The organism is Mesorhizobium sp. B2-9-1 (assembly GCF_006439455.1).
Lineage (GTDB): Bacteria > Pseudomonadota > Alphaproteobacteria > Rhizobiales > Rhizobiaceae > Mesorhizobium.
On record NZ_VFTP01000001.1, the window covers coordinates 267,692 to 282,675 of the forward strand.

11 protein-coding genes are annotated in these 14,984 nt (G+C 64.9%); 6 read left to right on the forward strand and 5 right to left on the reverse strand.

Annotation, left to right across the window (positions count from 1 at the left end; genetic code table 11):
• Nucleotides 1-404 precede the first annotated feature (404 nt).
• The gene (locus FJW05_RS01300; protein WP_140627160.1) at nucleotides 405-1,862 is read left to right on the forward strand and encodes an NAD-dependent succinate-semialdehyde dehydrogenase; all 1,458 of its coding nucleotides are present in this window, start codon (nucleotides 405-407) and stop codon (nucleotides 1,860-1,862) included.
• 184 nt (nucleotides 1,863-2,046) lie between these two features.
• A complete protein-coding gene (locus FJW05_RS01305) occupies nucleotides 2,047-3,072 on the forward strand; it encodes an aldose epimerase family protein (RefSeq protein WP_140627161.1) in 1,026 nt (341 codons plus the stop codon).
• A 45-nt stretch (nucleotides 3,073-3,117) separates the two neighbouring features.
• Here FJW05_RS01305 and FJW05_RS01310 read toward each other — a convergent pair whose 3' ends face one another.
• Nucleotides 3,118-4,035 carry a sugar kinase gene (locus FJW05_RS01310; protein ID WP_140627163.1) on the reverse strand — a complete coding sequence of 306 codons (918 nt, stop codon included), beginning with the start codon at nucleotides 4,033-4,035 and terminating at the stop codon, nucleotides 3,118-3,120.
• Between the two features lie 158 nt (nucleotides 4,036-4,193).
• Between FJW05_RS01310 and FJW05_RS01315 the strand changes: the two genes are divergently transcribed.
• From FJW05_RS01315 to FJW05_RS01325, 3 genes are read left to right on the forward strand one after another with little or no spacing between them, the layout of a single operon-like run.
• A complete protein-coding gene (locus tag FJW05_RS01315) occupies nucleotides 4,194-4,637 on the forward strand; it encodes a FixH family protein (RefSeq protein ID WP_140627165.1) in 444 nt (147 codons plus the stop codon).
• Nucleotides 4,638-4,644: 7 nt separating this feature from the next.
• Nucleotides 4,645-5,853, forward strand: coding sequence for a cytochrome c peroxidase (locus tag FJW05_RS01320; protein ID WP_140627167.1), 1,209 nt, complete (start codon nucleotides 4,645-4,647; stop codon nucleotides 5,851-5,853).
• A 19-nt stretch (nucleotides 5,854-5,872) separates the two neighbouring features.
• Complete coding sequence (locus FJW05_RS01325; protein WP_181164817.1) at nucleotides 5,873-6,055, forward strand: hypothetical protein; 183 nt, start codon at nucleotides 5,873-5,875, stop codon at nucleotides 6,053-6,055.
• A gap of 351 nt (nucleotides 6,056-6,406) precedes the next feature.
• Here the strand turns inward: FJW05_RS01325 and FJW05_RS01330 are convergent, their stop codons facing one another.
• Nucleotides 6,407-6,859 carry an Lrp/AsnC ligand binding domain-containing protein gene (locus FJW05_RS01330; RefSeq protein ID WP_040981793.1) on the reverse strand — a complete coding sequence of 151 codons (453 nt, stop codon included), beginning with the start codon at nucleotides 6,857-6,859 and terminating at the stop codon, nucleotides 6,407-6,409.
• Nucleotides 6,860-7,023: 164 nt separating this feature from the next.
• On the opposite strand from FJW05_RS01330, the gene putA reads away from it, so the two are divergent.
• Nucleotides 7,024-10,632 (forward strand): bifunctional proline dehydrogenase/L-glutamate gamma-semialdehyde dehydrogenase PutA, encoded by a 3,609-nt coding sequence (gene putA, locus FJW05_RS01335; RefSeq protein WP_140627169.1) that lies wholly within the window; start codon nucleotides 7,024-7,026, stop codon nucleotides 10,630-10,632.
• Between the two features lie 655 nt (nucleotides 10,633-11,287).
• On the opposite strand, the gene FJW05_RS01340 is transcribed toward putA, so the two are convergent.
• The 3 genes from FJW05_RS01340 to FJW05_RS01350 form a co-directional block, all read right to left on the reverse strand.
• Complete coding sequence (locus FJW05_RS01340; RefSeq protein WP_140627171.1) at nucleotides 11,288-11,458, reverse strand: antibiotic biosynthesis monooxygenase; 171 nt, start codon at nucleotides 11,456-11,458, stop codon at nucleotides 11,288-11,290.
• Between the two features lie 44 nt (nucleotides 11,459-11,502).
• Entirely contained in the window at nucleotides 11,503-12,459 is a 957-nt protein-coding gene (locus FJW05_RS01345; protein WP_140627173.1) for a TonB family protein, read from the reverse strand.
• Between the two features lie 248 nt (nucleotides 12,460-12,707).
• A complete protein-coding gene (locus FJW05_RS01350) occupies nucleotides 12,708-14,927 on the reverse strand; it encodes a TonB-dependent hemoglobin/transferrin/lactoferrin family receptor (RefSeq protein ID WP_181164818.1) in 2,220 nt (739 codons plus the stop codon).
• Nucleotides 14,928-14,984: the final 57 nt, after the last annotated feature.

Consider the following 14,984-nt stretch of genomic DNA (forward strand, 5'->3'; position numbering starts at 1 on the left):
GATTTCCAGCTCTTCCGGCCTTCGCCGGCCGAAGCCTCATGAGTGGCGTGGCAGCTAAATCAAGGCTATGGCCGGCATAGGCCGGTGCTCACGTACTTTAGGTACGCTCCGCTCCGGCCTTCGCCGGCCGAAGCCCTCATAAGTGTCTTCGCCCCATGAAGGCTACGGACGGCGTAGGCCGGTTCTCGGAAATCGCTATTTTCGGCTCGGCCTGACCTGAATCTCGACATCCCTGCCAGCAATTGAGGCGTTCGCTTTTGCTGGCCCAACCCCTATATGCCATCTTGTGATTGCTTGCCCGCCTTTCCCTAGGTAAGAGCAATGCGCCGGCGTGCGGCTCTTGAAGCACGCTCCAACGGATATCCAGAAAACGGCCGATCAGCGCGCCGAACGGAGGCCAGACCATGCTTCAGAAAACCAGCCATTTCATGCGCCAGGCCAACCTCATCGATGGTGAATGGGTGCAGGCCGACAGCGGCCAGACCATCGACGTCAACAATCCGGCGACCGGCCTCAAGATTGGCACCGTGCCTAAGGCCGGCAAGGCCGAGACCCGCCGGGCCATCGAGGCCGCCGAGGAAGCCTTCAAGAGCTGGCGCAAGACCACCGCGCTCGAGCGCTCGAAGCTGCTGCGCAAGCTGCATGACGCGATGATGGACAATCAGGATGTGCTGGCCGAGCTCTTGACCATCGAGCAGGGCAAGTCGCTTAGCGAATCCAAGGGCGAGATCGGCTCGGCCGCCAGCTACATCCTGTGGTTCGCCGAGGAAGGCCGCCGCGTCTATGGCGACATCGTGCCGTCGCCATGGGGCGACCGCCGTATCCTGGTAACCAAGGAGCCGGTGGGCGTCATTGCAGCCATCACGCCGTGGAATTTTCCGTCCTCGATGCTTGCCCGCAAGATCGGCCCGGCTTTGGCCGCCGGCTGCACCGCGGTGGTCAAGCCCGCCTCGCAGACGCCTTATTCGGGCCTCGCCTGGGGCGCGCTCGTCGAGGAAGTCGGTTTCCCGAAAGGCGTCGTCAATGTCATCACCGGTTCGGCCGGCGAGATCGGCGACGAGATCTGTGCCAACCCGCTGGTCAAGAAGATCACCTTCACCGGCTCGACCGAGGTCGGCAAGATCCTGATCCAGAAGTCGGCCGCGACGGTCAAGAAAGTGTCGATGGAACTCGGCGGCAACGCACCGTTCCTGGTCTTCGACGACGCCGATGTCGATCGTGCCGTCGCCGGCGCCATCACGGCCAAGTACCGCAATTCCGGCCAGACTTGCGTGTGCACCAACCGCTTCCTGGTGCAGGCCGGCATCTACGACAAGTTCGTCGAGAAGCTGGCTGCCGCCAGCAACAACCTCAAGGTCGGCTCGGGCCTCGAGGAAGGCGTGCAGCAGGGGCCGCTGATCGACGAGAAGGCGGTCGAGAAGGTCGAGGAATTCATTGCCGACGCGACGTCGAAGGGCGGCAAGGTCGTCGCCGGCGGCAAGCGCCATGCGCTCGGCGGCTCGTTCTTCCAGCCGACGGTGATTTCTGGCGCCACGCCGAACATGCGCTTCATGAAGGAAGAGATTTTTGGGCCGATCGCGCCCGTGTTCAAGTTCGAGACCGAGGAAGAGGCGGTCGCGCTGGCCAACGACACCGAGTTCGGCCTTGCCGCCTATTTCTACACCGGCGATCTCGGCCGCGCCTTCCGCGTCATGGAAGGCCTGAAATACGGCATGGTCGGCGTCAATGAAGGCCTGATCACCACGCCCGAGGCGCCGTTCGGCGGCGTCAAGGAATCCGGTCTCGGCCGAGAAGGCGGGCATCAGGGCATCGAGGACTATCTCGACACCAAATATGCCTGCTTCGGCGGCCTCGGGCTCTGATATCGATCCCCGGAACAGGGCAGGCGCCCAGAGCAGTCCACCGTTTCAGAAAAACGGTGGACTGCTCTTTCGCCTTGTTTTGGCGCAAAACCGCTGCGCACTTTTCCTGGAATTGCTTTAGCCTGCCCTTGCCGGATGATGCGCAGCCGGCCTAAATCCACGGATCGGAAACGACATTTCGGGCATGGCGATGAAAGACGGCGAGGTCTTCGGCACGACGCAGGCGGGCGAGGCCGTGCGCCGCTTCACCATTCGCGGCGGCGGCATCACGGCCAACATCATCGGGCTCGGCGCCATCATCCAGGACCTCAGGCTGAGCGGCCATGACGCGCCGCTGGTGCTGGGCTACGACCGATTCGAGCCCTACCAGACCGACCGCGCCTTCTTTGGCGCCGTCGTCGGCCGCTTCGCCAATCGCATCGGCGGCGGCCGCTTCACCATCGCCGGCAACCGCTTCCAGACCGAGCAGAATTTTCTCGGCAAGCACACGCTGCATGGCGGCTCGGAAGGCTTTTTCCGCCGGCCATGGACCGTCTCGCTGCATGGCCGCGATTTCGTGACGCTGACGCTGCACGATCCGGACGGCGCGATGGGCTTTCCCGGCGCCCTCGACGTCACCTGCACCTATCGGCTGAAGATCCCAGGCACGCTCAGCATGGAGCTGACCGCGACCTGCGAGGAGCCGACGCTCTGCAATCTCGCGCAGCATTCCTATTTCAATCTCGACGATGGCGGCGCGGGCGACATCCTCGATCACCGGCTGATGCTCAACGCCGGCGCCTACACGCCGGTCGATGACGAGATGATCCCGACCGGTGTGGTGAAGCCGGTCGACGGCACGCCCTACGATTTCCGGCAGGCGCGGCCGCTGCGCATGGAAATGGAAGGCGAGCAGCTTCGCTACGACCTGAATTACTGCCTGGCCTCCAGCCGTGGGCCGCTGCACCAGGCTGCCTGGGTGCAAGGCGCCAATTCCGGTGTCGAGATGGAAGTCTGGACCACCGAACCGGGACTGCAGCTCTATAGCGGCCAGTTCGTCGCTCCGACGTCGCCGGGTCTCGACGGCCGCCGCTACAAGGCGTTTTCAGGCCTCTGCCTCGAAGCGCAGACATGGCCGGACGCGCCGAACCGGCCTTATTTCCCGCAGGCGACGCTGTGGCCGGGGCAAATCTATCATCAGGTGACGGAATATCGGTTCCGCTTGCCCTAAAGTTTGCCGATTTTGAAGTGATTCCTGCCCAAGCTTCGATAGCGCTTAACTGTCGAAGGCCATCCGCAAGGTCTCAGATGGCGCCAGCGCGCCGCGAACCTGCACCACCGCGGCGGCGACTTTGTGGGCGCGGCGCACCGCGTCGGCAGGTGCGTGGCCGGCAAGCCGGGCGGCGAGATAGCCGCCGTTGAAGGAATCGCCGGCGCCGGTGGTGTCGACGGGGACAGCCACATGCACCGCGTCGACAGTTTGCGAAGCGCCGTTCAGCGCAATCAGGGCCGGCTGCTCGCCATTCTTGACTACGACCTCGCCGGTCAGCTTGCCCAGGCGCTTGGCTGTGACTTCGGGGGTCTCATCGCCGAACAACATCTGCTCGTCCGGAAAAGTCGGCAGCGCGATGTCGGTCACCGCAAGCGCTTCCAGGATCGCGGCTTGAGCCGCCGCGCGGCTCGGCCACAGACGCGGCCGGTAGTTCGGGTCGAAGGCAACGAGCGAGCCGGCCTTGCGGGCAGCCGCCACGGCCGAGAGGAGGGTTTTCCGCGCCGCCGCGTCCAGAATTGCCAGGGTGATTCCGGAAAAATAGACAAGCGCCTGGTTTTCAAGGCTTTTTGCCAGTGCTGCCGGATCCGAGGCGAGCTGGCGCGCGGCCGCGTCGCTTCGCCAGTAGGTGAAGGCGCGCTCGGCTCCGGTAAGCGTTATGGCGTAAAGGCCGGGGCGCGCGCCGGCAATGACCGGGCTGTTGCCCACGCCTATGCCATTCTCGGCAAAGAAGGCGATCTGGTCGCGCGAGAAGGGATCGTCGCCGAAGGCCGTCACATAGGTCGCGGGCCGATCCGGGCTCAAGGCGTGCAATGCCCAGAGCGTGTTGAAGGTATCGCCGGCAAAACCCATGCGCCAGTTCGGGCCAGCCTGGCCCGACAGTTCCAGCATGCATTCGCCGATCGATGCGATACCATTGGCCATGCGGGCTTATCCCTTCCTAACATCTTGTTGCTGTAGCTTTTTGCGGCCGGCAGCGCCATGCTTGGCTAGCGGCGATTTTTGCGCCAGAAGCGATTTCCCACAGGCAGGGCGGGACGCGACAAGCGGCCCGCGACGTTAGCAGCCGAAGAGGAACGGGCTTGGCATCGACATGGCGTTACATTCTTGCGGGTCTCGGTTTGGCCGCGCTGCTGGTAGGCATCGTGGCCGCCATCTATCTGACGTTGCCGCAATCGGCGCCCGGACCGGACCTGTCGCGCTCGAAAAAGACGGCGAACGGCTTGTTCGTCGCGAGCTTCGAGCCGGAGCGCGGCGTCGTCCGGCAGGGCGAGCTGCAGTCCTGGCTGCTGACGCTGAAGACCGCCGCCGGCGCGCCGGTGGAAGGAGCGGCCATCACCGTCTCCGGCGGGATGCCGCGGCACGACCACGGCCTGCCGACCAGTCCGCAGGCGACCGATTATCTCGGCCAGGGGCGCTATCGCATCGACGGCGTGAAGTTCACCATGAGCGGCTGGTGGCAGCTGCACTTCGGTATTTCGGCGGCCGCCGGATCCGATACCGTCGTCTTCAACATCGTGTTGTGAGCGGGCCATGAGGCGTATTGCCAGCATCGCAAGCCTGCTGGCTTTAGCCGCTTTTGCCCTGTTGGGCGGATGCGGCAAGCCGCAATTCGGCGACGCCGAGAAGAAGACCATCGCGTCGCTGGCGCTGAACACGTTGCCCTCGCTCAAAGTCGACACCACCAACCAATATGCGGATGTGCCGGCGGCTGCCGCGCTCGGCTCGACGCTGTTCTTCGATGCCGGCATGAGCCGCGACGGCACGGTGTCCTGCTCGACCTGCCACAAGATCGACCGCCAGTTCCAGGACGACCTGCCGCAGGCGGTCGGCGTCGGCCACACCAACCGCCGCACGATGCCGCTGGCGGGCGTGGCGCGCGATCCGTGGTTCTTCTGGGACGGCAGGCGCGACAGCCTGTGGGCGCAGGCGCTGACGCCGCTTGAAAACCCGCTCGAGCAGGCCGGCAACCGGGCCGCCTTCGCGCATTACATCAAGAAGCGGTTCGGCGAGCGCTATGAGCGGATCTTCGGACCGCTGCCGGACCTTTCGACCGTGCCGGCCAACGCCAGCCCGCTCGGCAGCGACGCCGAGAAGGCGGCGTGGAACGCCATGCCCACCGGCCGGCAAGACGACGTCAACCGCGTCTTCGCCAATATCGGCAAGGCGATCGCCGCCTTCGAGCGCTCGATCGAGCCTCAGCAGACGCGCTTCGATCGCTTCGCCATCGATCTGGCGACCGGCGCCAAGCCGGAAGGGGACGCGGCATTCTCGCCGGAGGAAGTCCTTGGGCTGAAACTGTTCATCGGCAAGGCCAATTGCGTGACCTGCCACAACGGCCCGCGCTTCACCGACAACGCCTTCCACAACACCGGCGTGCCGCCGGTCGACGACCTGCCGCCTGACCGCGGGCGCGTCGATGCCGTGGCGCAGGTCGGGGCCGATCCTTTCAATTGCCTCGGCAAGTTCCGCGACGGCGACGAGAGCGCCTGCCGCGAGCTGCGCTTCATGGTCCAGGACGGTCCGCAATTCACGCGCGCCTACAAGACGCCATCGCTCAGGGGGGCCGCAAGCCGGCCGCCCTACATGCATGCCGGCCAGTTCGCGACACTCGAGGAGGTGGTGGCGCATTATTCAAAGGCTCCGCCCAGCGTGGAAGGCGTCTCCGAAGTGCACCCGCTCCATCTCTCCGAGCGCGAGCGCGCGGCGCTGGTGGCTTTCCTGAAGACGCTGTCGGAGTGAAGGGATAAAAGGTGATCCCATGAACCGAAAAACAATTCCCGTCGAAGATGCTGCCAAGGACTGGTTTAAGGACCCGGAATTTGTTGCTGAATTCAACGCGTTCGACGCGGAATTCGCGATGGTCGAGGCAGTGATAAAGACCAGCAAGCAGATCGATCAGATGAGGAAGCCTCGCACTAGTGGCACTGCACAGGGATTTTGACCGGTCGGCTCTGTTTGCGTTGGCAGGTGGCACGCGTTGGAGATTGGCCCATCGCGATCGTCATTCCAGGGCGGAGCAGGAGCGAAGCTCCGTCGCGAAGACCCTGGAATCCATGCCGTTACCTTCGCCAAGGTGTGTAACGGAGCAGAATTCTGCACCGTGGCGGCGTTTCGAAGTCACGGCATGGATTCTATGGTCTGCGCGCGTCGCTTCGCTCCTTGCTCCGCCATAGAATGACGAGGTTGGGGCGGCTTCAGCCAATCCCCGGCGTTTGCGCTGACTTTCACGGACATAAACGGAAAATCTCACACCAAGACAAACGGCAACCTTTCAGAATCCCTGTGTCGGGAACTACCGGTCCTTCACCGTCTCCATCGCCACGAAGGTCGACGTCTGGGCGACATGGGGCAGGGCGGAGATGCGCTCGCCGAGCACGCGGCGATAGGCGGCGATGTCGGTGGTGCGGACCTTCAGCAGATAATCGAAGCTCGATGCCATCATGTGGCATTGCTCGATCTCCGGCACGCCCTGAACGGCGCGGTTGAAAGCGTCGAGCGCTGCCGAGCGCGTGTCCGATAGCTTCACCTGGACGAAGGCGACATGGCCTTCGCCCATGCGCTCGCGGTCGATGACCGCGCGGTAGCCGCGTATGTACCCGTCCTTCTCCAGCCGCTTCACGCGCGCTTGCACCGGCGTCTTCGACAAGCCGACCTTCAAAGCCAGTTCGGACATTGAAAGTCTGCCGTCGCGCCCGAGCGCGGACAGGATGTTGCGGTCAATGCGGTCCAATTGGTCTTCGGTCATCAAAATTGCAGTCGAAATGATGGGATCAGTCGCTATATGATAGATCGATCAGTCTACCTTGTCGATTTCTTTGGACCGACTGGAAATCGCAGCTGTGCTAGCTTGCGCCATTCGGTCCGGCGGCCGCCAGACCGTTCGCTCACGCTCGCTTTCATGGACCTGACATGCCGCTCGACGCCATCCGCCAGCAGATCCGCGCCAATTATTTGCCCGACGAAGACGAGGCGGTGAAGCGCCTGTCGACGGCGGCCGGGCTTTCGGCGCAGGAGCGCAAGGCGATCTCGGCGCGCGCGGCCGATCTGGTGCGCGCGGTGCGCGGCTCGACCGATCCCAGGCTGATGGAGGTCTTCCTCTCGGCCTACGGCCTGTCGACCAAGGAAGGCGTGGCGCTGATGTGCCTGGCCGAAGCGCTGCTGCGCGTGCCCGATGCCGAGACGATGGACGACCTCATCGCCGACAAGATCGCGCCGCATGACTGGTCGGCGCATTCGGGCGGCTCGAGCTCGATCTTCGTCAACGCATCGACCTGGGCGCTGATGCTGACGGGCCGTGTGCTGGACGAAGGCGAGGGCGGCATCGAGGGCACGCTGCGCGCCATGGTGCGCAGGCTTGGCGAACCGGTGATCCGCAAGGCGGTCGCCGCGGCAATGCGCGAGATGGGCGAGCAGTTCGTACTCGGCCGCACCATAGCCGAGGCAGTCAAGCGCGGGCGGCCGATGACGCAGAAGGGCTACCTCTATTCATTCGACATGCTGGGCGAAGCGGCCCGCACCGAAGCCGACGCGCTGCGCTACCACCGCGCCTATGCGGATGCGATCTCCTCCCTCGATGCCGGGTCGAACGGTCCCGACATCCGTTACAATCACGGCATTTCAGTCAAGCTCTCGGCGCTGCATCCGCGCTACGAGGTGGCGCAGCGCGAGACGATGCTGCCGGTGATGGCCGAGCGGCTGCTGTCCTTGGCGCTTGCCGCCCGGCATTCGCGCATGGGCCTCAACATCGACGCCGAGGAGGCCGACCGGCTCGACCTGTCGCTCGACGTCATCGAGCGCGTGCTGGCCGACCCGGAGCTCGCCGGCTGGGACGGTTTCGGCGTCGTCATCCAGGCCTACGGCCCGCGCGCGGCTTTCGCCATCGACTGGCTTTACGCGCTGGCGAAAAAATACGACCGCCGGATCATGGTGCGGCTGGTGAAGGGCGCCTATTGGGACACCGAGATCAAGCGGGCGCAGACGCTCGGCCTGTCCGGCTATCCGGTCTTCACCCGCAAGGCCAACACCGACGTTTCTTATCTCGCCTGCGCGAAAAAGCTGCTGTCGATGACCGACCGCATCTATCCGCAGTTCGCCACGCATAACGCGCACACGGTTGCCGCGATCCTGTCGATGGCAAAGGATCGCGACAGCTTCGAGTTCCAGCGCCTGCACGGCATGGGCGAGGCGCTGCATGAGACGGTGCGACAGGCCGAAGGCACGCGCTGCCGCATCTATGCGCCGGTCGGCGCCCATTCGGACCTTCTCGCCTATCTGGTGCGGCGTCTGCTGGAGAACGGCGCCAACTCCTCATTCGTCCACCAGTTGACCGATGAGGAGGTCGAGCCCGAGGAGATCGCGCGCGATCCGCTCGCGGTGGTCGAGACGCAGGGCCCGGCCGCCAATCCGGCCATCGCTCGTCCCGCCGCGATTTTCGGCGCCGGACGCTGCAATTCCAAGGGCTTCGACATCACCGATCCGGTGACGCTCGCGGCCGTCGACAAGGCGAGGGCGGCGTTCGCCGGCGCGGATTGCTGGCACGCCAAGCCGGTCACGCGCGCCGCCGGCTACGGCCAGCCGCGCCAGATCGTCAATCCGGCCAAGCCCGACGAGATCGTCGGCACGGTGCATGAGGCGGCGGCCAAGCAGGTGGCGACCGCCGTGCGCATCGCCGTCGACGCGCAACCCGCTTGGGCGAAGCGTCCGGTTGCCGAGCGCGCCGCTATCCTCAACCGCGCCGCCGACCTCTACGAGGCCAATGCGGTCGAGTTCTTCGCTCTCGCCACCCGCGAGGCCGGCAAATCGCTGGTCGACGGCGTCGCCGAAGTGCGCGAGGCGGTCGACTTCCTGCGCTACTACGCCGCCGAGGCGGCCAATGCCGAAGCGGGCACGCAAGCGCGCGGCGCGATCGTCTGCATCTCGCCATGGAATTTCCCGCTGGCGATCTTCACCGGCCAGATCGCGGCTGCTTTGGTCACCGGCAACTCGGTCATTGCCAAGCCGGCGGAGCAGACGCCGCTGATCGCCTTCCGCGCCGTCGAGATGCTGCGCGAGGCCGGCGTACCGGAAGATGTCATCCAGCTTTTGCCGGGCGATGGCGCCTCGGTCGGTGCGCCGCTGACGGCCGACCCGCGAATTGCCGGCGTCTGCTTCACCGGCTCGACCGAGGTCGCCAAGCTGATCGAGAAGCAACTGGCCGAGACGGCTGCGCCCGATGCGATGCTGATTGCCGAAACGGGCGGCCTGAATGCGATGATCGTCGATTCCACCGCGCTGCCGGAACAGGCGGTGCGTGACATCCTCGCCTCGGCCTTCCAGAGCGCCGGCCAGCGCTGTTCGGCATTGCGCGTTCTCTACGTGCAGAAGGATGTCGAGAAGAAGATGCTGGAAATGCTGAAGGGCGCGATGGAAGCGCTTACTGTCGGCAATCCTTGGGCGATTTCGACTGATGTCGGCCCTGTCATCGACGACGAGGCGCAAGCTTCGATCAGCGACTATTGCAAGAAGAAGGGGCTGGAGGGCCGGCTGATCGCAAAATTGGAAGCGCCGGCAACCGGCCGTTTCGTCGCGCCGCATGTCTTTCGCGTCAAAGGTATCGAGGACATGGAGCGCGAGGTGTTCGGCCCGGTGCTGCATGTCGCGACCTTCGACGCCGACGAGATCGACGCGGTGATCGCCGCCATCAACCGCAAGGGCTATGGGCTGACCTTCGGTCTGCACACCCGCATCGAGGGCCGCGTTCAGCATTTCGTCGACGGTATTCATGCCGGCAACATCTACGTGAACCGCAACCAGATCGGCGCCGTCGTCGGTTCGCAGCCCTTCGGCGGCGAGGGGCTTTCGGGCACCGGCCCCAAGGCCGGCGGACCGCATTACCTGCGCCGCTTCCGCAAGGGGCCGGAGGCCGGCACCGAGGTTGGCGAGGGTCACAAGGTGACCGCGACCGAGCTTGCCGACAATCTGCCGGATCCGGCGCTGGGCGGCTGGTCGACGCGGCCGGACCGCGTGGCGATCCTGAGGAAGCATCTGCGCGGCAAGGGCGCGGCGGCGATCGCTGCCGCTGCCAGCCTCGATTTCGGCCAGGTCGACCTGCCGGGACCGACCGGCGAGGCAAACACGCTGTCGCTGGCGCCGCGCGGCCGGGTGCTGTGCCTAGGCCCGGATGCAGAGACGCTACTTTCCCAGACGATCCAGGCGCTCGCGGCCGGCAATGCGGTGCTTGCGGTGGCGCCGGGCGCTCCGGCGGCGCTATCGGCGCTGACCGGCAAGGGTCTGCCGCTGGCGGCGATCGACGGCCGGCCCGATCCGGTCGAGGCGCGCTCGCTGCGCGTCGATGTCGTCGCCTTCTCCGGCACGCCGGAAGCGGCGCGCATCGTGCGCAAGGTGATTGCCGAGCGCGCCGGGCCGATCGTGCCGCTGGTCAGCGAGGTGCTGAACCCGGCGGCCTACGCGCATGAGCGCGCGGTCTGCGTCGACACCACGGCGGCGGGTGGCAACGCCAGCCTGCTGGCGGCAGCATAGTTCCCCAGCACGGCGATTTTGGCCAGTCGGCTATGTCTGCGTAGGCAGTTACATGCCTTGGCGATTGACCGGAACGCCATCGCGATCGTCATCCTCGGGTCTACGCGACGCCGCTTCGCGGCTGCTTCGCCCGTGGATGACGAGGTTGAGGAGGCTTCAGCCAACCCCCCGCGTTTGCGCTGATTTCACTGACCCGCCGACAATTTTGAGGATCCCTGTGTCGAGGAACTAGCTGGCGCTGCACAGGGATTTTTGACTGGTCGGCTCTGTTTGCGTTGGCAGGCGGCACGCGTTGGAGATTGGCCGAAACGCCCATCGCGATCGTCATTCCAGGGCGGAGCAGCCGCGAAGCGGCGTCGCGAAGACCCTGGAATCCATTCCGTGTCCTTTGCCGTGGGGTGCAGCGGTGCGGAATTCTGGACCGTGGCAGCGCCTCGACGTCACGGAATGGATTCTATGGTCTGCGCGCGTCGCTTCGCTCCTTGCTCCGCCATAGAATGACGATATTGGGGCGGCTTCAACCAATCCCCAGCGTTTGCGCTGATTTCACGGAAATGAACGGAAAATCTTGCTCGAAGACAAACGGCAACCTTTCAAAATCCCTGTGTCGGGGAACTAAGCTGGCGCGAAACAATCTCGTTTGGCAAAGGCATGTTCAGGCGCCTTCGACGACCGAGAATCCTTCGAACTGCGGGTGACCGCGCAGCAGGTGGAATTCCCTGAAACCCTGCACTTCGGAGAGGCTGGAATCGCGGTTCTTCCAGACATTCTCGAAGGCTTCTTCCGAGCCGTTCTGGACCTTGAAGCGGTTCATGGCGATGTACATTGGCTTCCTTTCGACATGGACGAATTCTTTGGATGGCGGGAGTTTTAAAAAGGGCCGATCCGCGCCTTGAACACCCAACTCGATTTTCCGGTCTCGGGTGGAATGGGAGGGAACGGTGCCTGCTTGCGCACCAGCGTCAAAGCGAACTGATCGAGCTCGGCGGACCCTGAACTTTCGGCGAGCTGCAGGTCGCTGACGCTGCCGTCGGCCGCGACGACGAAAACCACCCTGGCATTGTTGCGAGCCTTGGCCTGGACCGACTTCGAAACGCGACGGTTGGCGCGGGCAAGCTTCTTCTGGATTTCACCGCTGTAGCGGGATTCCAGCGCATTGCCGGCGGCCTGTTTCTTGCCCTTGCTGGCGACGACAGGCGCGTCGCGCGTATCGCCATCCGCCGTGCCTCGCGGTTCAACGGTTTCGCCTGGCTCCGCCGATGCGGCTGGTGCGCTCGATGCCGCGCTCGGGACCGGCGATTGCTCGGGCTCGGCAGGGGGCGCTTGTGTGCTTTGCGGCTCGATCGCGGGCGTTGGCTTGCTGTCCGTAGGGACGCTCTGATTATCCTGGCGCGGTGCGGCGGCTGCCAGGATATCCGGGGCCGGCTCGTTGGCGGCTTCCGGCGGAGGCTGGCGCGCCACTTGCTCACTTACCGGCTGCGGCGCCTCGACTGGCGGAGCGGACTGGACAGACTGGCGTTTTGCCGGTTGCGGATCCGGCACCAGGGTAACATCCACCGCGCCGGACGCCTGGTCGTCCAAGGCGCTGCCGATGACGTTGGCGCCGGACTGGTCGGCGCCCTCGGCCCTGATCGCGTCCGCAGGATCGAATGTTCCCGCGGGTGCGATCAGAAACGCCGCCGCGGCGGCGCCATGGAGCAGGCCGGAGGCGACGATCGCCACTGCCCATCTGCGATCTCCCGCGGATTGCCGCGTCTGCATGAGCGGCGCGTCCGGCTTGATCGCCGGTTCACTGCCTGCATCGGAAGGGTGATTGATGTCCTGCATGGCTCGCGCCGAGACCTGCCGCACGTGACAAGGAATTGTCAAATCAAGATCGGTTGCCGCCCATGGCGGACCGGAGGCAGGCCACGCCATGGCGCCATGTGGACTGGCCGGATGCAGTCCCATCCCTATGCGCCGAAAGCGCCTCGGGCCGGAGTCGGCGCGGACTGAGCCCACGCCGGCGCCAGGCCGAGCGACATCGCCAGCGCCGAGGTCAGCAGGCGAAGCGATGCCATCAAGCTATTCATTCCTCAGCCTCCGAAGCGCATGGTAGCCGCCAGCTTCAGGGTGACGCCGGGTTCGTAGACGACAGCGGTCGTGCCTCCGTTGAGCGGATTGGTGTATTTGACGTCGAACAGATTGTCGGCGCGGAAGTCGAGCTTGAGATTGTCCGTCGCCTGGTAGCTGGCGAAGGCGTTGACCAGCGTATAATCCTTGGCCGCCGGATTGCCCTTGGGCTTGCCGTTATACTGGACCTCGCCGCCGACGGTCAGCTTGTCCTCGAGGAAGCGCAGGCCCAGCTGAGCCGTCACCTGCGAGGAGGGGATGGTGGCCAGGTCGGCGCGCTCGCCTTCATACGAGATGGTGTGGCCGTCGATGATGGAGGCCGACAGGCCGGCATAGCCCCAGTCGGCGTCGTAGACGCTTTCCAGTTCGAAGCCGTCGATGTTGGCCTTGGCAAAGTTCTGGTACTGGAAGCAGATCGGAATGCCCGGGCCGAACGGGCAACCGCTGGTCGGATCGAAGGGCGAGAGCGTCACGCCGTCGATGTAATCGTCGACATTGTTGTTGAAGTAGGCTGCCTTGAGCCGCAGCGCGTCGCCGCCCTCGAGGATGTCGTTCCGCTTGTAGTTGACGCCGAACTCGACGGTCTTGCCGGTCTCGGGCTTGAGGTTCGGATTGGGCAGAAAGGGGAAGCTGACGCCGGCTGGATGGTTGCCGCTGATCAGCGTCTCGGTCAGCGAGGGCGAGCGATAACCTTCCGCATAGGTCCCGTAGAATTGCAGGCCGGCCAGGCCGGCGCTTTCGAAGGGCGAGACGCCGACGGTGATGCGCGGCGATACTCGGTCGCCGGACGCCTCATTCGTATCGTCCTTCAGGCTGTAATTGTCGTAGCGCAGGCCGCCAATGACCTCGAGCCACTCCCAGGTCAGCTTGTCCTGGATGTAGGCGCCGGAGACGTTGCGCTTGCCCGACGGCGTGTAGAACGAGTCGCCGCCGGCGCTGCCGCCGGTATCGACGTCGTCGCCGACCCAGTCGCCACCATAGGTCAGTTCATGGGCGACGCTCGCCGTCTCGAAGCGCGACGTGTTCCAGATGTCGATGCCGGTCGTGCCGACATCAAAGGTCGACAGCGAGCCGGCGGGCAGCAGCACGGGCAGGCCGGTGACCGGATCGAAACGGTTCTGCGCGGTGAGCGTGGTCAGGTCGAGAAGGGTCTTGTTGTAGGAGGCGTTGATGTGGAGGTCGAGCCAGCTCCTGGCGTCATCGGTGATGTTGTAGCGAGCCGTGAAAGTGTTCGACTTGAAGTCGACGTCGTTCGCCGGCACGCCGCCGCTGGTCTCGGTCCAGCCGTCCTTCGAGCCGACCCAGCCGAGCTTCAATTCGCTGTTTTCGCTCGGGCGTATGGTGGTCTTGAGCAGGCCGCTCAGCACATCGAAACCGGTGCCGGCAACGGTGTCGCCGCCGCCGTTCTTGTAGTCGCCGTAGTCGCGGTAGACGATGTTGCCGAGAACATCCCAGTTGTCGTTGATCCGGTAAGCGCCGGTCGCGCTGGTGGTCCAGCCCTTGCCGTTGCTTTCATAGCGCCCGGTCAGCGAGCCGGCCCAAGTCTCCTCCGGCTTGAGGAAATCCGCCGCGTCCTTGGTGTCGAAGAAGACGACGCCGCCGATGGCGCCGGAGCCATAGGTGTTGGCGGTCGGGCCGCGGATGACGTCGACGGATTTGATCAGCTCGGGATCGACATAGAAGGTCGATTGCGTGCCGTGGTCCGAACGCTGGAAGTCCTGCCTTGCGCCGTCGACGATGACCGCGACGCGGCCGAAATCCTGCAGGCCGCGGATGTTGATGCTCGAAGAGACACGCCGCGCGTCGGCCTGCACGGTGACACCCGGCACGCCGAGCAGCATCTCGTTCGGGGTCGTCGCCATGCGGCGGTCGAGCTGCTCCTGGTCGACATGGCTGGCGGAAGCCAGCGACTGGATCGCGGTTTCGCCCGTGCGGCTGATGACGAGGATCTTGTCGAGCAGGGTCCCTTCGGCCGCGGCCTTCTCGTCAGCCTGCCTTTTCTGATCGGACTGCTGCTGGTTGACCGCCGTCTGCGCGGCCTGCTGGGCCTGCGCGGCGGGCGCACTGAGCGCAATCGCCGCCGCTCCGGCCATCAATGCGGCGATTGTCTTTGCAATCGATCGGAAGCCCGGCCCCACGCTATCGCCAGCCAGGCCCGTCCGTCCCCAAGTCACCAACTCCATGCCCCAACTCCAGATTTTCAGGCTCGTAGCTGGCTGGCCGGTGGCTCGCTCGCATTT